This is a genomic window from Faecalibacterium sp. 3 (genome assembly GCF_048323735.1).
Lineage (GTDB): Bacteria > Bacillota > Clostridia > Oscillospirales > Ruminococcaceae > Faecalibacterium > Faecalibacterium wellingii.
This window is the reverse complement of the sequence record NZ_JBLWFN010000001.1, coordinates 2,547,624-2,567,420: the sequence shown is the minus strand read 5'-3', so window position 1 is coordinate 2,567,420 and position 19,797 is coordinate 2,547,624. Positions and strand designations below refer to the sequence as shown.

Here is a 19,797-nt window from a genome sequence, read left to right as displayed (position 1 = left end):
TAGAACGAAAAAAGCTCCCCTCTCTGAGCTGTCAGAGAGGGGAGCTGCTGTTTTTATAGAGATTCCGGCTTACCAGAACCAGTAGCGCTTTTTCAGCACGATATAGGCGATGCCGATAATGATGATCGTCACGCCGCCGGCAATGAAGAAGGTCCAGTTGATGTTGGCAAATTTCAGGTTCTGATTGGTCAGCAGATAATGGCCGGCGGTATCTGCTGTGATGATGCCGTCCGTGTAGCTGTTCAGGTACTGCCACTTGCCAGAGGTGGGGTTGTAGAGATACAAGCGGGTATAGGTGCTCACATCCAGATCGATGCGCACCGAGCAGGGGAGGGCTTTGCCCTTGTCCAGCTCAAACTCAATGCCCTCCTTGCTCTCGGTCAGCACGAGCATGGTATCCAGTTCACTGGTGGTGCTCTTGACGTTGCTGCCCGCGATCTGCATGGTGTAGCCGTCGCCCACCACACACAGGGTCTTGCCGGTGGTGCGCAGGGCGTTGAGGATATCACCGGTCACAGTGGGAACTTCGGCCTGCGTAAAGACGATCTCGTTGTCCGTGCTGTCCTGGATCGCCTGCACCACGGGATCGATCTCAATGGGAGTATCGTCCTCCGGCTTTGTGGTGCTGCTGTCCGAAGATTCCTCCGAGGAAGCGGCAGAACGGTTGACAATGACCGTGACCATAGCAGAAGCCGTGCCGTTGGAGACCGTGATGGAGGTTGCACCGGTCCCCACAGCCGTGATCACGCCGCTGGGGCTGACCGTGGCAATGTTGCTGTTGGCGGACTTAAAGGTGAACTTCTGAGAAGCAGAGGAAGGCTTGACGCTGGCGGTCAGGGTGCGGGTGGCACCGGGCTTGAGTACAACGTAGGAAGGGTTCACCGTGACGACCTGACCGCTGTTGGAAGAACCGGTGCTGGCAGTGCCGGTGCCGGTGCCGGTTCCGGAGTTGGGAATGCTCATGACCGTAACATTGGTGGTAGCAGTCACCGAACCGCAGGTAGCGGTGATGGTGGCAGTGCCGGGGGCGACACCGGTAACGCGGCCAAAATTATTCACCGTGGCTACTTTTTCGTTGGAAGAGGTCAGGGTGACGGTGGCATAATTGGAGGCCGAGGTGGGCCGCACCTGCAGCTGTGCCGATACCGAGTTGCCGACATAAATGGTATTGGAGGACAGGGAAAGATCCATTTCGGTCACGATCATGGAGGAATCCATGGAGACCACGATGGTGTAAGCACAGATCTGATTGCCGGCAGCAGCTGTGATACGGGTAGTACCCACACCCACGGCCTGCACAACACCGGTGTTGCTCACGGTCAGAATGGAGGTATCGTCCGATATATAGACCACCGAATCGGTAGAGTTGCGGGGACGCACCACGGGGGACAGCTGCTGAGAAGAACCCAGCAGCATATTGGCGGTATAGCTGCCGGCTTCAATGCTTTCGGCAGGTACATTCTGATCCCACGGCATGGTAATGCCGCTCAGGGCGAGGCCGGAGACCGGGCTTGCTGCGGCCGCAGACACAGCTGTGCCGCAGGCCAGCAGGCAAAACGCTGCCGCACAGACGGCCAGTTTTTTTGCGGTTGATTTCATAGTAAGTATACCTCTTTGGGGTGATTTGGCAGCGGCTGACAGTCCGGTTTTAATGGAACAGAACACCCAGTGCTTCCATTGCGTACTCAAAGTAAGTGATCTGGTCATACTCCACACGGGCGGTAACGCTCATGCCGTTGGAAAGGTCTACCTTATCACCGCTCTTGCTTACCACGTAGGTGGTATCCGGCTTGATGGTCATTTTGTAGTAGGATGCATTGGTGCTGGCGGTCACATCGCTGTCAATCGCGGTCACGGTGCCGGTCAGAGTACCGTAGGAGTACTCCGACAGGCCGGTGATGGCAATCTTGCAGGGGTCGCCCACATGCAGCAGGGGACGGTCGTTCACGGTGACCATGGCAACGACCTCCAGATCGTCGTTCTCACTGGCGACAGTAGCCAGCGGAGAACCGGCGCTCAGGACCATGCCCTCCTTATAGGGGGTATCCATGTGGATCACACCGGAGGTGGGAGCATAGATATAATAATCGTTGGCACCGGTGTTCAGGGTATCGATCTGGGCCTGAATGTTGTCCACGTTGCTCTGCGCACTGGTGATGCTCTGGGAAATGGACTGCATGGTGGAGTAGTACAAGGCCTCCACCTCGCTCTGGCTCTGCTCCATCATGGTCTTGATCTGAGCATCCGAATAGCCGGCAGCCTGATAGGCAGTAGCGTCAAAGGTCTTTTGCGAGACCTGACTCTTGTAGGTCTCGTACTGGTAGTAGTAAGGCTGATCTTCCGGGTTCGTCTCGCTGAAGTAGTTGGTGTCGTCCTGCACGCACTGCAGCAGCTTATTATACTGGTCCAGCTGGGTCTGGTAGATCTTGAGCTGGCTTTCCAGATTGTCCTGCTGCATATCGATGTCGGTGCTCTTGATGTGCGCCACAAGGTCGCCCTCGTTCACATAGCTGCCTTCCGAGATATACATTTCAGTGATGGAACCGGAATAGCTGGACATGATGTAGGTCTTGTTGCTGGCCTGCACAGTGCCGGTGTTCTGGCTGACATAAATGCGGTTAGTCTGGGTGCTCCACACCAGAAGGAACACCATAAAGATGCCCACCAGAATGACAAAGGCGTAACCGTAGGGCGGCACATCCCTGTCCAGCATGATACGGCGGTCCTGCAGGTCCGTCAGGCTTTGAACTTTCATTGTCATAATTATTTGGTCTCCATAAAGACATCGATCACAGCATCGTCAGAATCCTGATTGACATAGATCGTATAAGAAGTGCCGGTCAGCTTCTGGTCGTTCTCAAAAGCGTGGACCTGCAGCTTGTAGGAGGCCAGCTGGCTGTTTTCCATGGGTCCGGTGTAGTGGGCGTACAGGCAGTTCTTAACGCGCAGGATGGCATCCATGTGATAGCCCGGGTCCATCTGAGGGATGAGCTGGGTGGCCTGCTGCATCATGTACAGGTGCATCTGATGATCCTCGCCCAGTGCAAAGGACTGGATGATGGGGCCGATGGGCTGAGCGTTGTTGCTCTTGATGAAATTGTGCATCTGGGTCAGCACCACCGGCAGGCTGGCCATTTCTTCCGGACGGATCTCGCGGGAGAGCACATTGGTGAGCTTGAGGGTCTTGTTTTCAGCTACTTTGATCTCATTCATGATAAATACCTCTGTTTCGTTTCAGATTTACTTTACATCGGCGTTAGATAAAATGTGCCCGGAGGCGCTTTGTCTCCGGGCACACCATAGTAAGGCATTGTCACCTGAGCAGGCCGCGCCGCTTCAGGGTAACACCATCTTCCTTATTCAGGACAGACGAGACAAACAGGTCTTCTGTTGTCAGCATCGATGGCCCTGGCAGTCATATTATGGAACCGGAACTCCATCCGATCTCAGCATATCAATAGGTGATCGACTCGCCGTCGTCATCCTCTTCCACGACAGCCTGCATGACAGGCTGCTTGGGTTCTGCCTTTTTCTTGCTGCGGTAAATACCCTGCTGCATGTTCCACAGCTCGTAGTATCTGCCTTCCTTGGCAAGCAGCTCCTCATGGGTGCCGCGCTCCACGATCTGGCCGTGATCCATCACCAGGATCATGTCACAGTCACGGACGGTGGACAGGCGGTGAGCAACGATCAGCATGGAACGATCCGCAAGCTGGTCATAGATCATGTTGAAGATCAGGTTTTCCGTTGCAAAGTCGAGGTTGCTGGTGGACTCATCCAGAATGTAGAGGTTGGAATCCTTCAGGAAAGCACGAGCCAGTGCAATGCGCTGCTTCTCACCGCCGGACAGGCCGTTGCCGGCTTCTTCCAGATAGGTGTTGTACTGCAGGGGCAGATGACGGATAAAGTCGTGCGCATCGGCCTTCTTGGCAGCTTCCTTGACCTCGTCCATGGTGGCATCCATGCGGGAAACACGGATGTTGTCATAGATGGTCTTGCTGAACAGCTCAACGTTCTGCGGCACATAGGAAATTGCGCGGCGGACAGAATCGTTGGTGTACTCCGTCAGATTCACACCGTTGAAGTCGATCTCGCCATCCTCCGGCTCATAATACTTGAGCAGAAGCTTGGTGATGGTGGACTTGCCGCTGCCGCTGCTGCCCACCAGAGCCACCTTTTTGCCGGCCGGGATGGTAAAGCTGATGTGATCCAGTGCAGGAGCACGGTTGCCGTAACGGAAGGTGACATCCTTGAACTCGATGTCGCCCTCCACCTTTTCCAGATCCGTGCGATCCTCGTCACCGGCAGTCTCAGAAGGATAGTCCATGATCTCGGTCAGACGCTTCATGGAGATGTTGGCTTCCTGGATCTGCATCTGCAGACCGATCAGGTTGCTCAGCGGAGAAGTGAAGTAGGAAGACAGGGTGCTGAAAGCCATATAGCCGCCCAGCGTCATTTCGCCGTTCAGCACCTGACTGATGCCCACATACGTGGTCAGCATGCCAAAGATCATGGAGATGAAGGCGGAGATCAGACCCTGTGTGGTGCTGATGCGGCTGGAACGCAGGCTGATCTTCAGGCTCTTGATGTATTCACGCTCGAGGTTTTCCAGCTCGGTGTCCTCGTTGGCGTTGCACTTGACGGTCTCAATGCCGCGCAGGCTTTCGATCATCTGGCTGTTCAGTGCAGCAGACTGCACCATGGTCTCTTCGTTGATCTTCTTATACGGCTGCTTGTAGATCAGCACCAGCAGGATGCTGACCAGAGCCATGAACAGCGAAATGGAGAACAGCATCGCGTTCATGCGGAACAGAATGATGCCGGTGATGATGGCCATGGAGATATCCATGATCAGACTCAGTGCAATGCTGGTGAAGATGGACTTGATGGTGTTTGCGTCCGAATAACGGGTGGTGATATCACCAGTCTTGCGGGTGGCAAAGAACTTCATGGGCAGGTGGAAGATGTGCCCGAAGTAGCCCATCATCAGCGGGATATCGATTTTGATAGACAGATGGATCAGCACCCACTGCCGCACAAAACCGATCAGAGTATTGGTCAGGCTGACCATGCTGAACACGAGGATCAGTGTGACCAGCAGATTATTCAATCCGTAGGGCAGCACCTCATCCATCAGGATCTTGTTGAACATGGAGGATGCAATGCCGAGGATCGTTGTGATCAGAGAGGCAAAAATTGCATAGAAGAAAAGCTTTTTCTGGGGCAGCAGCAGATCAATGTAGCGCTTGAACATGCCGCCCTTTTCTACCTTGCCGCCCTTGAACTCCGAGGTGGGGTTCATCAGCAGCAGAACGCCCGTAAAGTTCTTGTAGAACTCATCCAGACTGATCTTTTTCAGCTCTGTGGCGGGGTCGCCGATGATGACATAATCCTTGCACTTGTGCTTTTTGCCGTTCTTCTCGTCTTCCTTGGCAGATTCCGACTCCTTCAGCATGTGCTTGCGGCGCTCACCCTCATCCTTGATGGTGGTCTTTTTAAAGACCACCACAAAGTGGGCCAGACCCTGGTCGGTAATGACCTGTGCGATACAGGGCAAAGAGAAATCGCTGAGGAAATTTTCACGGTCCACGCGAACCGCTGCGGTGGAAAAACCCAACTCGTTAGCGGCTTTCTGCAAACCAACAAGGTTCGTGCCTTTCAGGTCAGTGCCCATCATATCGCGCAGGCGGGTGATGGTAACTTCCTTTTTGTAATGGAGGCACACCATTGCGAGGCAGGCAGCCGCACAGTCGGTAGTGTCATGCTGCCGGACGTAGGTATAACGCATAGATGCTTCCTTTGATCATATACAAATTTATTCAAACGACTGCAGAACACTTCCAAGGGAAGCGGACGGCAGCAGCTCTGACAACGCAAAAAAACACAGTCTGTAAGCAGTATAAAAACCGGTGGCTTACCCCGTCCTGCGGAGAACGGCGGCAAAGCACCGGTCAGCTGCTGCTAAAAATGGCAAAATGCCCATGGAACTGTGTACCGGACTTTGGAAAATCAGATACTAATTCCCAAAGAACATAAAAAGTATACCACAATGCAACATCTTCTTCAAGTGGTCAATTTTTAAGAAATCATTAAGCTGAATGCTTTTTTCTGCATAGATGCTGCTTTTTCCGGGGCTGTGGACAGAGACCGGAGACGACGGGACAGAGGGGAAAATCCATGCGGCATCAGCTGCCGGATATGACACAAACAAAAAGAGCAATGTCCGCAAGGAACATTGCTCTGCTTTGGCGCCTCTTGCCTGACTCGAACAGGCGACACCCTGATTAACAGTCAGGTGCTCTAACCGACTGAGCTAAAGAGGCAGATCACAATTGTGACTGCGAGAGATATTATACCGCATAAGAATGCCTTTTGCAAGCCCTTTTTTACAAAACCAGAAATTTTTTGCAAAAACAAAAAGCCCTGCGGCGTTTTTGAAACGCTGCAGGGCGGGAAATACATATTATATAAGGGGACAGAACGCTTACTTCAGCTTGCTCTTGGCCTTCATGCGCTGCTCATGGTTCAGGATCTGCTTGCGGATGCGCAGATTCTCGGGGGTGACCTCCAGCAGCTCATCCTGTGCCAGGAACTCCAGACAGCCTTCCAGACTCAGCTTGCTGATGGGGATCAGGCGCAGGGCGTCGTCGGAACCGGATGCACGGGTGTTGGTCAGATGCTTGGTCTTGCAGACGTTGACATCCACATCCTCGCCGGAAGCGGTGTAGCCGATGACCATGCCTTCGTAGACCTTCTCACCGGCGCCCACCAGCAGAGTGCCACGCTGCTGTGCGTTGAACAGGCCGTAGGTGACGGCCTCGCCGGTCTCGAAGCTGACCAGAGAACCGGTGGAGCGATTGGCGATCATGCCGGCCCAGACATCATAACCGTCGAAAATCTGGTTGATGATGCCTTCGCCGTGGGTATCGGTCAGGAACTGGTTGCGGTAGCCGAACAGGCCGCGGCTGGGCATACGGAACTCCAGACGCACGCGGTCGGTGCCCAGAGATTCCATCTGCTGCAGGATGGCCTTGCGCTGGCCCAGACCGGTCATGACAGCGCCCTGATACTGGGTGGGCACATCGATGACAACATGCTCCATAGGCTCGTAGGTCTTGCCGTCGATGACCTTGGTCAGAACGTGCGGGGGAGAGACCTGCAGCTCATAACCTTCGCGGCGCATGGTCTCGATCAGGATGGACAGATGCATTTCGCCACGGCCCATAACGCGGAAGGAATCGGTAGTGGCAGAATCCTCCACCTTCAGAGCAACGTCCTTCAGCAGTTCCTTCTGCAGACGGTCACGGATCTGACGGCTGGTAACGTACTTGCCCTCACGGCCGGCCAGCGGGCTGTCATTGACGGAGAAGGTCATTTCCACGGTGGGGTCGTTGATCTTCACAAAGGGCAGCGGCTCCACATTGGAGGGGCTGCACAGGGTGTTGCCGATGGTCACATCGGGCAGGCCGGAGAAGGCCACGATATCGCCGGCGGTAATGTTATCGCAGGGCTGACGGCCATTGGCCTGGAAGTCGTACAGCTTGGTCAGACGGCCGCGCATCTTCAGATCCTGATTGTGCCAGTCGCAGACGACAACTTCCTCGCCCACCTTGGCAACGCCGTTCTGGATGCGGCCGATGCCAATGCGGCCCACAAAGTCGTTGTAGTCCACAGAGGACACAAGCATCTGGAAGGGAGCCTCGGGGTCGCCCTCAGGCGGCTTGATGGTGCTCAGCAGAGTATCGAACAGGGGGATCAGGTCGGTGCCGGGCACATCCGGGTCCAGGCTTGCGGTGCCATCACGGCCGCAGCAGAACAGCATGGGGCAGTCCAGCTGCTCATCGGTGGCGCCTAGATCCATCAGCAGGTACAGCACCTCATCGATGACTTCCTTGATGCGGGCATCGGGACGGTCGATCTTGTTGATGGCCACCACCAGGCTCAGGTTCTGCTGCAGAGCCTTCTGCAGCACGAAACGGGTCTGGGGCATGCAGCCCTCGGCAGCATCCACCAGCAGCAGAACGCCGTTGACCATCTTCAGCACGCGCTCGACCTCGCCGCCGAAGTCGGCATGGCCCGGAGTATCGACGATGTTGATCTTGACGCCCTTGTAGGTGCAGGAGCAGTTCTTGGCCAGAATGGTGATGCCGCGCTCACGCTCGATATCGCCGCTGTCCATGACGCGCTCAGCCACGACCTGATTGTCGCGGAACGCGCCGCTCTGACGCAGCATTGCGTCCACCAGGGTGGTCTTGCCGTGGTCAACGTGAGCGATAATGGCAACGTTGCGCAAATCGTTACGAACCATAAAATTCAACCTCTCTATTATTAAAACTCATAAAATACGAACGAACGTCATACAATCCTAAGTTTATAACAGAAGAGGGTGGTTTGTCAAGATTGTATAAAAATTTTTTCAGTCTTTCGGCAGAATGCCCGAGAAAAGCGGCGTGATTTGTGCGGCGTGTTCCTTGAAAATATGCTATACTAAGGGTGCAAAAGCAAAATGCGGAGAACGGGGTTGCGAGCCGGGGGCTTTTCCCGCGAAATTTCGGGGCTTCCAGCTCCCGCCCTATTGCCCTGCGGGCAACAGGGTCCCACCCTCGGATCATTCGCTGGGAAAACTCCCGGCCCTCAGCCCGGAGAAGTACCGATAAAATGCTGCAAAACCGGAGGTGTTTTTATGAAGATCACGTTTCTGGGCGCGAACCATGAGGTCACCGGCAGCTGTACGCTGATCGAAGCGGCCGGACGGCGCTTTCTGATCGACTGCGGCATGGAGCAGGGCAAGGATGTCTACGAAAATCAACCCATCCCGGTTGCTCCCGGGGAAATCGACTGGGTGCTGGCTACCCATGCCCATATCGACCATACCGGCATGCTGCCGCTGCTGGTGCGCAACGGCTTCCGGGGCAACATCTATGCTACGAACCCTACGGTGGAGCTGTGCGGCATCATGCTGCGGGACTCGGCCCATATTCAGGAATTTGAAGCCGAATGGAAAAACCGCAAGGGCCAGCGTTCCGGTGCAGAGCCGGTGGAGCCCATGTATACCGTACAGGATGCCGAAGCGGCCATGAAGCTGTTCAGGGGAGTAAACTATGAACAGCGCGTGGAGCTGGCGCCGGGCATTGAGGCGCGCTTTGTGGATGTGGGCCATCTGCTGGGCTCGGCCAGCATCGAGCTGTGGATCACCGAGGGCGAAAATACCACAAAACTGGTGTTCTCCGGCGATATCGGCAATACGGACCAGCCCATCATCAGGGACCCCACCTACATCAAAGAGGCGGACTATGTCTTTATGGAGTCCACCTATGGCGACCGCAGCCACGGTCCAAAGCCGGATTATGTGAACGAGCTGGCAAAGATCCTGCAGCGCACCTTTGACCGCGGCGGCAATGTGGTCATTCCCAGCTTTGCGGTGGGCCGCACGCAGGAGATGCTCTACTTTATCCGTGAGATCAAGGAAAAAGGGCTGGTCAAAGGCCACGGCAATTTCCCGGTGTACATCGACAGCCCGCTTGCCATTGAAGCAACGCGGATCTTCCGGGATACCGACATGGAGTGCTTTGACGAAGAGACCCGGGCCATGCTGGCAAAAGGCATCGACCCCATTGCACTTCCGGGCCTGCGGGTGACCGTGACCAGTGATGAATCCCGTATGATCAACGCAGACCGTGTGCCCAAGGTCATCCTCTCGGCCAGCGGCATGTGCGAAGCGGGCCGCATCCGCCATCACCTCAAGCATAACCTGTGGCGTCCGGAGTGCACGATCCTGTTCGTGGGCTATCAGGCGGTGGGCACGCTGGGCCGCACCCTCATTGATGGCGCAGTCAACGTCAAGCTGTTTGGTGAGCCCATTGAGGTACAGGCGGAGATCTGCCAGCTCACCGGAATGTCCGGCCATGCGGACAGGGAGGGCCTGCTGCGCTGGGTGGGTGCCTTTGAGCAGAAGCCGAAGCGGGTCTTTGTGATGCACGGCGACGACGAGACCGAGGATCACTTTGTGGAGACCTTGACCGAACAGGGCTTTACCGCCTGCGCACCCTACAACGGGGCACAGTGGGCCATTGGTGCCGAGGGTGCTGTCTGTCTGCAGGAGGGCTCCCGGGTGCGCATTGAGCACAAGGCATCCGAAGGCCAGAGCCGTGCCGCCAGCGTGTTCCAGCGGCTGGTCAGTGCCGGCAAGCGCCTGCTGCGTGTCATTGAGCACAACGAGGGTGGTGCCAACAAGGATCTGGCAAAGTTTGCCGACCAGATCAACGCCCTGTGCGACAAGTGGGATCGATAAGGCAAAACAATACAAGAACAATGTTCGCCGTTTCCACAAAGAAACGGCGAATTTTTTGTGCAAACCGGTGTCTGCCCAGCCCGTGAACGTTCTTCCCTGACATAAAAATACCCCCGGAGCGTGCAGAGTTCTGGCTCTGCTCTGCCTGCTCCGGGGGTATATTATTTTGTGGCGTCTTTCAGAAAAAGCTCACCTGACTGCTTTCCGGCAGATCGCCCAGAGCGCCCACCTGTCGCAGGCGGTCCAGAATGCTGCTGCCGACGCCGGACGCCTGCTGCAGCTCCTCCACCGAGATATACTCTTCGCCATGGATGGTGGCACGTTCCAGCGCTTCGGCGGCAGCACCGCCAAGACCCTTCAGCGAAGAGAAAGGCAGGCGCACCTTGCCGTCCTCCACCACATACTTGGAGCCGCGGCTCTTGCCCAGCTCAATGGGCAAAAACTCGTAGCCGCGCACCAGCATCTCGTTGACGAGCTGCAGGCTGACCAGCACATCCTCGTCCTTGGCGTTCTTCTCTTCCTTCAGGCGGCGCTTGACCTCCTCCATGTGGGCACGGGCCACTGCCGCGCCGCCCACCGCGGCCTCGTAGTCGATATCATCGCCGCGCACGGTAAAGTACACGGCATAGAACTCCGGCGGGCGGTAGATCTTGAACCACATCAGGCGGATGGCCGACATCAGGTAGGCCACAGCATGGGCCTTGGGGAACATATACTTGATCTTGCGGCAGCTCTCGATGTACCAGTCCGGCACCTCGTGCTCCCGCATGGCTTCCTCCCAGCCATCTTTGAAACCGCCCTTGGCTACCTTGCCCTTACGCACAGCCTCCATGATATCAAAGGCCATCTTGGGTTCCAGACCCTTGCGCAGCAGGTACAGCATGATGCTGTCACGGCAGCCAATGACCTCCGCAATGGTGCAGGTGCCGCTGCGGATCAGCTCGTCCGCGTTGCCGGTCCACACATCGGTGCCGTGGGACAGGCCCGAGATCTGGATCAGTTCGGAAAAGTTCTTGGGGCGTGCCTCCACCAGCATACCGCGCACGAAGTTGGTACCCATTTCCGGGATGCCGAAGGTGCCGGTCTGGCTGTCGATCTGTTCCGGGGTCACGCCCAGCGCTTCCGGGCTGGTCAGCAGGCTGTACACCTTGGGGTCGTTCATGGGGATGCTGTCGATGGGGATACCGGTGTACTCCTCAAAATACTTGTAGAAGGTGGGCATATCGTGGCCCAGCTCGTCCAGCTTGAGCAGGGTGTCGTGCAGATACTTGAACTCGAAGTGGGTGGTCAGCAGGCCGCCCGCCACATCATCCGCCGGATGCTGGATGGGGCAGAAATCGTAGATCTCGTAGGTGTCCGGCACAACGACCATGCCGCCGGGGTGCTGGCCCGTGGTGCGCTTGACGCCGGTGCAGCCCAGAGTCAGGCGGTTCTCCTCGGCGTGGTTCACCGTGCGGCCGCGCTCGTCCAGATACTTTTTCACATAGCCGTAGGCGGTCTTGTCCTGAATGCCGGATACGGTGCCTGCCTTGAACACATTGGCTTTGCCGAACAGCTCCTCGGTGTAGCGGTGCACGTTGGACTGGTACTCGCCGGAAAAGTTCAGGTCGATATCCGGCTCCTTGTCGCCGTAGAAGCCGAGGAAGGTCTCGAAGGGGATGTCGTGGCCGTCCACCAGCATCCGGGTGCCGCAGTGGGGGCAGTTTTTATCCGGCAGGTCAAAGCCGTCATCCACGCTGCCATCGGTGATGAACTCGCTGTGTTTGCACTTGGGGCAGCGATAGTGGGGCGGCAGGCTGTTCACCTCCGAGATGCCGGAGAAATGGGCCACGGCCGATGAGCCGACCGAACCACGGCTGCCCACCTGATAGCCGCCCGCGTTGGAGTAGGCCACCAGCTTGACCGCAATGACGTACAGCACGGCGTAGCCATGGCCGCAGATGGAGTCCAGCTCCTTCTGCAGCCGCTTCTCCACGATCTCGGGCAGGGGATCGCCGTAATCACGCTTGGCGTGTTCCCACGTAGCATCGCGCAGCTGCTGCTCTGCGCCCTCGATGCTGGGCGGGTAGGTGCCGCGCGGGATGGCACGAACATTGTTGTCGATCATTGCCGCGATCTTGCGGGGGTTCTTCACCACCACCTCGTAGGCTTTTTCCTTGGGCAGGTAGTAGAACTGTGCCAGCATATCCTGCGTGGTGCGGAAGAACAGGGGCGGCTGGTTGTCCGCATCCTTGAAGCCGTTGCCCGCCTGCAGCACGGCACGGTACGCCGCATCCTCCGGCTCAGTAAAGTGCACGTCGCCAGTGGCAATGACCGGCTTGTGCAGGTCCTCGCCCAGCTTGATGACCGTGCGGTTGAAGTTTTTGATGTCCTCTTCGCTGTCCACCTTGCCGTCCCGCACCATGTAGGCGTTGTTGCCCAGCGGCTGGATCTCAAGGATGTCGTAGTAGGCGGCGATCTTTTTCAGTTCCTCGTAGCTGGTGCCATCCACGATGGCGCGGTACAGCTCGCCGGCTTCGCAGGCGGAAGTGAGCAGCAGGCCGTCCCGGTATTTGTTCAAAAGGCTCCGGGGCACCCGGGGCTTTTTGAAAAAGTAGTTCACATGGGCTTCGCTGACGATCTTGTACAGATTTTTCAGGCCCATCTGGTTCTTGACCAGAATGATGAGGTGGTAATACTTCTTTTTCAGCACCTCACGGTTGCCGCCAAGGCCGGTGTTGATCTCACTGACCTTGGCTACCTGCTTTTCTTCCAGATCCTTCAGCATGACACCAAAGATACGGCCCAGCGCGGCAGAGTCCTCACAGGCACGGTGGGCCTCGTAGGCAGGCAGCTCCAGATGCTTGTTGATGGTGCCCTGCTTGTAATTGTGCAGGCCGGGGTACATGGCCTGCGCCATGGTCAGGGTGTCGATATAGGTCGGCTCCAGCCTGATGCCGCTGCGCTTGGCGGCGGCGCGCAGGAAACGCATATCAAAGGCGTGGACGTTGTGGCCCACAAGGATGCGGTCTCCCGCAAATTTGAGGAAGGCTTCCAGCGCTTCCTTTTCGCCGGGAGCATCCGCCACCATTTCGTTGGTGATGCCGGTCAGCTCGGTGATCTTGGGAGTGATGGGCTTGCCGGGCTTGACAAAGGTGTCAAATTCCTCCACCACTTCGCCGTTTTTCACGATGACGGCACCGATCTCGGTCATATACTCCACGCCCGGGTCAAGGCCGGTGGTCTCGGTATCAAAGACACAGAACTCCCCGTCCAGCGGCTGATCCTTCACGCCGTACACGCAGGGGATCATGTCGTCCACAAAGTAGGCTTCGCATCCATAGATCAACTTGAAATCCGGATCGGATTTATGGATATCGTCCGCTGCCAGCATGGCTTCCGGATAGCCCTGACACACACCGTGGTCGGTGATGGCAATGGCCGGATGTCCCATGCGGTGGGCCAGCTTAACGATGCCGCCGGGGTCGCAGAAGCCGTCCATGCTGGAAAGCTTGGTGTGCAGATGCAGCTCCACCCGCTTCTCCGGTGCGGTATCCTCTCGCTTTTTGCGCTCCACGATGAGCACATCGTAGGGATAGACGATATAATCGTGCTCGTACTTGTCGTAGGAGCAGTCGCCGCGCACGATGAGGGTGGTGCCCTTGCCAAGGCTCTCCCACTTGGAGCAATCCTCACCTTCCTGCGCACGGATCTTCAGGTTGATGGAGCCCTGATAGTCGGTGATGGACACGGTGTAGATCTTGCGGTAGTTGCCTTTGACCTCCGAGAAGAATACATCGCCCCAGATGACGCACTTGCCGCCCTCACCGCCCAGATCCTTCAGCGGGGTGAGGTTCTTGGGGGTGAACATTTTGCCATGGAAAATGGTGACAGGCTTATCGGTCAGATCCAGACCATCCACCTTGATGGACGGTGCGGTGTTCTTTTTCTCGAACTTGACCACCGGCGGCGCGATCTTGCGCTCCAGTTTTTCCTCCAGCTGATGCTGCTCCGCCTCACTCACGGTGCTCTGCAGTGTTACCTGCGGCGTTACCCCGGTGTGCGCCGCAATGCGCTCGGCAAGCAGCTTTTCAAAGTGCATCTCCTGCAAAAATTTTGTGCCATGGCACACGCCGATGGTGATTTTCTGGCCAACGATCTGGATGGTGCACCGGTCCAGAAAGCCGTTGATGGGCACGCCGTCCCGCTTCATTTCGTCCATCAGGCCGCGCAGAGCGGTTTCATCCAGCATGGCATAGCCAAACAGGTTCTGGATACGCAGCTCAAAGCCTTCATAGTCCGGCTGCAGGGATGCCAGCAGCCGGGCACAGAGATCTTTGTCCAGCGGCGCACCGCTGCGCAGGGTAAAGATGACCTGCCGCTCCTGCCGCAGCATCTGCGCATGCTCCACAATGACCTGCCCGAAGCAGGCCGCAAATGCCGGGTCCACCATGAACTGCGGCCACAGGTTGGATACGAGTGGTGTCACAAATGGTACTCCTTTTTATACAGCACAAACTGCCGCACCCGTTTTTTGCAGGTGTGGCAGCAAAAATGTGGTTTTATTTCTTTGCAAGTTCCTCTGTTCTGAAAATCTGGTAGCCCTCATAATGATAGCTTGCATCAATACCCTTCATATACACCTGACGGTCATTGATCTGTTCCGTCAGTGCTTTATGCAGCAGTACCTTGATTTCCAGATCTTTCACCGGACTGCGCTCCATGGCCATTAGATAGTCGCTTTTATCCACGCGGCTCCAATCCACCACCTGATGCAGTTCTTTTTTCAGGATGCAGTCCAGCCAGATACGGGTACTGCGGCCATTGCCTTCCCGGAAAGGGTGCGCCACGTTCATTTCCACATATTTTTCAATAATTTCATCAAACGTGGACTGCGGCATCCGGTCAATGCTTTCCAGTGCCGGGCGCAGATACATAACCGGTGCAAAGCGGAAATTTCCCTTTGCGATGTTTACGGTGCGCATCTGACCGGCAAATTCGTAGATATCTTCAAACAGATATTTATGGATCATTGCAAGGCCTGCAAATGTTCCTACCGGAAAAGTATCCAGCAAACCCGTATCATACAGAGCCAGCGCCTTTTGTTTGCTGATCCTTTCCTCTTCACGGGCAAGCTCCAGTTCATCGGTCAGGCCCAGTTTATTTTGCAGTGCCATAGCATTCTCCCACTTTACAGTTTATAGATCTCATCCATGAACTGATCCAGAATGTTGTCTCCGGTCAGCTTTTTGATGGGTTTGCCGTGGATGAACAGCACCGCCTCGCCCTTGCCGCCGGCAATGCCGATGTCTGCTTCGCGGGCTTCACCGGGGCCGTTGACCACGCAGCCCATCACGGCCACCTTGATGGATTTTTTGCAGCCCTGCAGCCGCTTTTCCACCTCGTTGGCGATCTGGGTGCAGGGATACTGGGTGCGGCCGCAGGTGGGGCAGGTGATGACCTCCGGGCCCGCCACCGGGAAGCCTACAGCACGCAGGATGTTGTAGCCGGCTTCTACTTCCTTTTCCGGCTCTGCCGCCAGCGAGACACGGATGGTATCGCCGATGCCTTCCAGCAGCATCCCGCCGATGCCCATGCCGCTCTTGAGCAGACCCATCTGATAGGTGCCTGCTTCGGTGACGCCCACATGGAGCGGGTAATCTGTAACTGCACTGAGCTGGCGGTAGGCCTCCATCATGCGGGGCACATTGGAGTTCTTGATGGAAATGACGATGTTGTTGAAATCGAATTTTTCCAGCAGGCGCACATGGTACAGTGCGCTCTCCACCATGGCTTCCGGGGTGGGGGCGCCATATTTGGCAAGGATATGCTTTTCCAGACTGCCGCCGTTCACACCGATGCGGATGGGAATGTTCTTCTGCTGGCAGGCATCCACCACCGCCTTCACCCGGTCGTCGTCGCCAATGTTGCCGGGGTTGATGCGGATCTTGTCCACACCCACGTCCGCGCAGGCCAGAGCCGCCTTGTAGTCAAAGTGGATGTCTGCCACGATGGGGATGTTCACCGCATTCTTGACGGCTTCGATGCACTTTGCATCTGCCGGGCTGGGGCAGGTCACCCGCAGGATCTGGCAGCCGGCAGCTTCGCACCGTTTTGCCTGAGCCACATTGCCCTCAATATCCTCCACCGGCACATTGAGCATCGTCTGCACCGCAACAGGATTCTTGCCGCCGATGGTCACATTGCCGATCTTTACTTCCCGCTTTAATTGCCGCATAGGGTTCCCCTTTCGTTTACATTGCACCGGTCAAAAGCCGGATGATATCATTGTAGGTTGCAAAGAGCATCAGACCGAACAGCAGTGCAAAGGCTGCAAGTGTCAGCCAGCTCTGCAGCTTTTCCGGCACCGCATGGCCCGTGATGCCCTCAATGACCAAAAATACGACCTTGCCGCCGTCCAGCGCAGGGAAGGGCAGCAGATTGAACACGCCCAGATTGATGGTGATAAGCGCCAGCAGCTCCAGCAGGTCCTGCCAGCCGTAGCTTGCCGCCTGACCGATGGCGGTCACGATCCCCACCGGGCCGGAGAGGTTGTTGATGCTTTCCCGTCCGCGCACAAGATCTGTCAGGGAGGTGAACGCGATGTGCCCATAGTACAGGGTGCTGTTCCACGCTTCGCTCAGCACATGGAGCGGTGTTTTCGGGATGCCGTATACCGTAAAGCCGAGGCTCATATGGGTCTGGCCGTCCTCGTCCTGCCAGGTGTCGAACTGCACGTCCGGCAGCTCCACCTTCTGGCCATCCCGCTTCACGGTGAACCGGGCGCGGTACTGTTCGGTGCGCACCAGCTCATAAAGGATGTCGTTGGCCACAAAGCAGCGCCTGCCGTTCACGGCAACGATCTCATCGCCCGCCTGCAGGCCGGTCTGACCGCAGAGGGCGCTGCCCTCAATGGAGTAGATGACCCTGCTGGTGATGGGGCCTTCCTGCGCTGCCACAAGAATGACCAGCACCACAAAGCCCAGCACAAAATTCATGAAGGCACCTGCCGCCATCACCAAGGCACGCTGCCATACCGGGGCATCGTTCAAAGGGATGCCGGTGCGCTGCTCCGGCGGGATGGGGCTTGCGGTCTCTGCTTCCCGCTCGTCACGGGCTGCTTCGGCCTGCTGGCTCTCGGGGCTTTCCTCGCCCTCCAGCGCCACATAGCCGCCTACCGGCAATGCACGCAGGCTGTACTGAGTGCCCTTATAGATCTTCTTCCACAGAGCCGGACCCATGCCGATGGAAAACTCGTTGACCTGAATGCCGCAGAGCTTTGCCACCGCAAAGTGCCCGAACTCGTGTATGGCGATCACCGCGCTGAACACGATCAGTGCGGCGATCAGGGTAATGAAAATTGACATTGCGTCTCCTAAAGCTGAAAAGTCGGAACCCCTCTCAGTCAGAGCTGCCGAACGCAGTGAGGCTGAGAGGGTTTTTATAAGTGCGCTCTTACAAATTCCCGCGCCATGCGGTCACACTCGTACACATCGCTGAGGGTATAGTCCCCGCCAAAGCTGTCGCTGTCCACGACTGCCTCCACCAGGCGGCCAATGTCGAGGAAACCGATCTTGTCCTCAAGGAAGAGTCTGACGGCTTCCTCGTTGGCACCGTTGGCGGCGCAGGGGCCCAGGCCGCCCTTCCGGATGGCCTTTTTGCAGGCGGCAAGACACCGGAAGGTCTCGTCGTCCGCCACATCAAAGGTGAGCACCTTCAGCGCGGCAAAGTCCAGTTCCGGCACGACGCCCGGCACCCGCTTGGGGTAGGTGAGGGCGTACTGGATGGGAATGCGCATATCCGGCACGCCCAGCTGTGCGATCACTGAGTTGTCGCTGAACTGCACCGCCGAGTGCACGATGCTCTGGCGCTGGACAACGATCTGAATCTTTTCCGGCGGCAGGCCGAACAGCCATACGGCCTCGATCAACTCCAGACCCTTGTTCATCAGTGTGGCAGAGTCAATGGTGATCTTTGCACCCATGTTCCAGTTGGGGTGCTTGAGGGCGTCAGCTTTGGTCTTGCCGCGCAGCTCCTCGGTCTTCATCCCGAAGAAGGGCCCGCCGGAAGCCGTGAGCAGGATCTTGGTCAGGCTGGGGGCGCTCTCCTTATCCTGCAGGCACTGGAAAATGGCAGAGTGCTCGCTGTCCACCGGCAGCAGCTTTACACCATGCTTCGCCACAGCCTGTGTGACCAGATGGCCGCCGGTGACAAGGCTCTCCTTGTTGGCAAGCGCCAGATCATGGCCGCTTTCAATGGCGCACAGGCTGGCACCCAGACCCGCAATGCCCACCACGCTGTTCAGCACCACATCGGTGCCGTCCAGTGCGGCCAGCTGCTTGAGCCCCTCCGGCCCTACCAGCAGCCGGGGTGCATCTGCACGACCGGAAAGTTCCGCATCCAGCCTGCGGGCTGCATCCGGATCGGTCATGCAGACATAACGCGGATGGAACTCCTCGATCTGCTGCAGAATTTTATCCACGTGGCTGTGGGCGGAAAGGCCGAACACCTCGTACCCCTGAGCCCGGATCACATCCAGACTCTGGGTGCCGATAGAGCCGGTAGAACCCAGCAGCGTGATTCTTTTTGACATCACACATTCCCTCCCTTAATAGTAGAACACCGCCGTAATGACCATGGTCACAAAGGGCGCAATGAACATCACACTGTCAAAACGATCCAGAATGCCGCCGTGGCCCGGGAAGATGGTGCCGTAATCCTTGATACCGCACTGGCGCTTGACCACACTGGCAAACAGGTCGCCATAAATGCCCAGCACCGCAGCTACGCAGCCCAGCAGCGCAATGATCACATACATGGAAACGCCAATGTTGGAGCGGGTGAAGGCTTCCATCCGGTTTGCTGCCACCGAGTACACCAGCGTGATGATCACACCGAACACCATGGTGCCCAGAACGCCGCCAATGGCACCCTCCACGGTCTTTTTGGGGCTGACCACCGGGCAGAGCTTATGCTTGCCAAAGGCACGGCCTGCAAAGTAGGCACAGGTATCGCCGCCCCAGGCAAAGCAGAGGATGAGCAGGATAAAGAACACCGCATCATAGCCGTACTGCTCCACCGGCAGCAACTCCTTGAGCCGGATAAAGGAATAGAAGCAGAAGATCACGATGCCGGAGAACATCAGCAGGCCGCTGGCCTTCTGATAGCTGATGGTGCCGTTGCGCACCACCAGATAGATGGCGTAAAACGTGACCAGCAGAAAGGACATCGGCATCACCAGCCGCCGCATGACCTGATAGTTGCTCGTCATGACCAGCAGTGTATACGGCACCAGAACCGCATACATCAGCCAGTCCTTCTTTTCAAAGCCGAGGGCGCTGTAGATCTCGTGGATGGCGATCAGCGTAATGGCCGCGATGACCAGATTAAAGATCAGGGTGTTGAAGGTGAACATCACGCCGATCAGTACGATGATGCCCACGATCGCAGTAATAACACGTGTTTTCATAGATTGGATCTCCTTTTCACCGGTCGGGTGCCGCACCCCTCTGGATTAAGTTTGGCTC

The 19,797-nt window shown here is 56.9% G+C and carries 12 protein-coding genes and 1 tRNA gene; 1 reads left to right on the top strand and 12 read right to left on the bottom strand.

The features are described from left to right. Nucleotides 1-69: 69 nt before the first annotated feature. The 6 genes from ACNSPV_RS12100 to typA all read right to left on the bottom strand — a co-directional run bounded on the left by ACNSPV_RS12100 (nucleotide 70) and on the right by typA (nucleotide 8,308). A complete protein-coding gene (locus ACNSPV_RS12100) occupies nucleotides 70-1,599 on the bottom strand; it encodes an Ig-like domain-containing protein (RefSeq protein WP_348583215.1) in 1,530 nt (509 codons plus the stop codon). Between the two features lie 49 nt (nucleotides 1,600-1,648). Beyond that, complete coding sequence (locus tag ACNSPV_RS12095) at nucleotides 1,649-2,761, bottom strand: HlyD family secretion protein (RefSeq protein WP_249236939.1); 1,113 nt, start codon at nucleotides 2,759-2,761, stop codon at nucleotides 1,649-1,651. A 2-nt stretch (nucleotides 2,762-2,763) separates the two neighbouring features. Further along, nucleotides 2,764-3,213: a hypothetical protein gene (locus ACNSPV_RS12090; RefSeq protein ID WP_339395140.1), complete on the bottom strand. Its 450-nt coding sequence runs from the start codon at nucleotides 3,211-3,213 to the stop codon at nucleotides 2,764-2,766. A gap of 241 nt (nucleotides 3,214-3,454) precedes the next feature. Next, entirely contained in the window at nucleotides 3,455-5,788 is a 2,334-nt protein-coding gene (locus ACNSPV_RS12085) for a peptidase domain-containing ABC transporter (RefSeq protein ID WP_339395139.1), read from the bottom strand. 458 nt (nucleotides 5,789-6,246) lie between these two features. After that, nucleotides 6,247-6,323, bottom strand: a tRNA-Asn gene (locus tag ACNSPV_RS12080). Between the two features lie 161 nt (nucleotides 6,324-6,484). After that, on the bottom strand, nucleotides 6,485-8,308 hold the full coding sequence (gene typA / locus ACNSPV_RS12075; RefSeq protein ID WP_005945857.1) for a translational GTPase TypA: 1,824 nt from the start codon (nucleotides 8,306-8,308) through the stop codon (nucleotides 6,485-6,487). 375 nt (nucleotides 8,309-8,683) lie between these two features. Here typA and ACNSPV_RS12070 point away from each other — a divergent pair, with 375 nt between their 5' ends. Then, on the top strand, nucleotides 8,684-10,291 hold the full coding sequence (locus tag ACNSPV_RS12070) for an MBL fold metallo-hydrolase (protein ID WP_348583217.1): 1,608 nt from the start codon (nucleotides 8,684-8,686) through the stop codon (nucleotides 10,289-10,291). Nucleotides 10,292-10,469: 178 nt separating this feature from the next. Here the strand turns inward: ACNSPV_RS12070 and ACNSPV_RS12065 are convergent, their stop codons facing one another. From ACNSPV_RS12065 to ACNSPV_RS12040, 6 genes are all read right to left on the bottom strand, one after another. Further along, a complete protein-coding gene (locus ACNSPV_RS12065) occupies nucleotides 10,470-14,759 on the bottom strand; it encodes a PolC-type DNA polymerase III (protein WP_348583218.1) in 4,290 nt (1,429 codons plus the stop codon). 73 nt (nucleotides 14,760-14,832) lie between these two features. Then, entirely contained in the window at nucleotides 14,833-15,447 is a 615-nt protein-coding gene (gene fic, locus ACNSPV_RS12060; protein WP_348583219.1) for a protein adenylyltransferase Fic, read from the bottom strand. 14 nt (nucleotides 15,448-15,461) lie between these two features. Continuing rightward, nucleotides 15,462-16,508 carry a flavodoxin-dependent (E)-4-hydroxy-3-methylbut-2-enyl-diphosphate synthase gene (ispG, locus tag ACNSPV_RS12055; protein ID WP_249236932.1) on the bottom strand — a complete coding sequence of 349 codons (1,047 nt, stop codon included), beginning with the start codon at nucleotides 16,506-16,508 and terminating at the stop codon, nucleotides 15,462-15,464. A gap of 16 nt (nucleotides 16,509-16,524) precedes the next feature. Next, nucleotides 16,525-17,637, bottom strand: coding sequence for a M50 family metallopeptidase (locus tag ACNSPV_RS12050; RefSeq protein WP_348583221.1), 1,113 nt, complete (start codon nucleotides 17,635-17,637; stop codon nucleotides 16,525-16,527). Nucleotides 17,638-17,711: 74 nt separating this feature from the next. Continuing rightward, nucleotides 17,712-18,863: a 1-deoxy-D-xylulose-5-phosphate reductoisomerase gene (gene dxr, locus ACNSPV_RS12045; protein WP_348583222.1), complete on the bottom strand. Its 1,152-nt coding sequence runs from the start codon at nucleotides 18,861-18,863 to the stop codon at nucleotides 17,712-17,714. 15 nt (nucleotides 18,864-18,878) lie between these two features. Beyond that, nucleotides 18,879-19,739: a phosphatidate cytidylyltransferase gene (locus tag ACNSPV_RS12040; RefSeq protein WP_249236927.1), complete on the bottom strand. Its 861-nt coding sequence runs from the start codon at nucleotides 19,737-19,739 to the stop codon at nucleotides 18,879-18,881. Between the last annotated feature and the right edge of the window lie 58 nt (nucleotides 19,740-19,797).

Excerpts from the sequence above, each read along its gene's own strand:
- fic (WP_348583219.1), bottom strand. The coding sequence starts at position 15,447 with ATGGCACTGCAAAATAAACTGGGCCTGACCGATGAACTGGAGCTTGCC.
- ACNSPV_RS12100 (WP_348583215.1), bottom strand. The coding sequence starts at position 1,599 with ATGAAATCAACCGCAAAAAAACTGGCCGTCTGTGCGGCAGCGTTTTGC.
- ACNSPV_RS12050 (WP_348583221.1), bottom strand. The coding sequence starts at position 17,637 with ATGTCAATTTTCATTACCCTGATCGCCGCACTGATCGTGTTCAGCGCG.
- ACNSPV_RS12070 (WP_348583217.1), top strand. The coding sequence starts at position 8,684 with ATGAAGATCACGTTTCTGGGCGCGAACCATGAGGTCACCGGCAGCTGT.
- typA (WP_005945857.1), bottom strand. The coding sequence starts at position 8,308 with ATGGTTCGTAACGATTTGCGCAACGTTGCCATTATCGCTCACGTTGAC.
- ACNSPV_RS12090 (WP_339395140.1), bottom strand. The coding sequence starts at position 3,213 with ATGAATGAGATCAAAGTAGCTGAAAACAAGACCCTCAAGCTCACCAAT.
- ACNSPV_RS12095 (WP_249236939.1), bottom strand. The coding sequence starts at position 2,761 with ATGACAATGAAAGTTCAAAGCCTGACGGACCTGCAGGACCGCCGTATC.
- ACNSPV_RS12040 (WP_249236927.1), bottom strand. The coding sequence starts at position 19,739 with ATGAAAACACGTGTTATTACTGCGATCGTGGGCATCATCGTACTGATC.
- ACNSPV_RS12085 (WP_339395139.1), bottom strand. The coding sequence starts at position 5,788 with ATGCGTTATACCTACGTCCGGCAGCATGACACTACCGACTGTGCGGCT.
- ispG (WP_249236932.1), bottom strand. The coding sequence starts at position 16,508 with ATGCGGCAATTAAAGCGGGAAGTAAAGATCGGCAATGTGACCATCGGC.
- dxr (WP_348583222.1), bottom strand. The coding sequence starts at position 18,863 with ATGTCAAAAAGAATCACGCTGCTGGGTTCTACCGGCTCTATCGGCACC.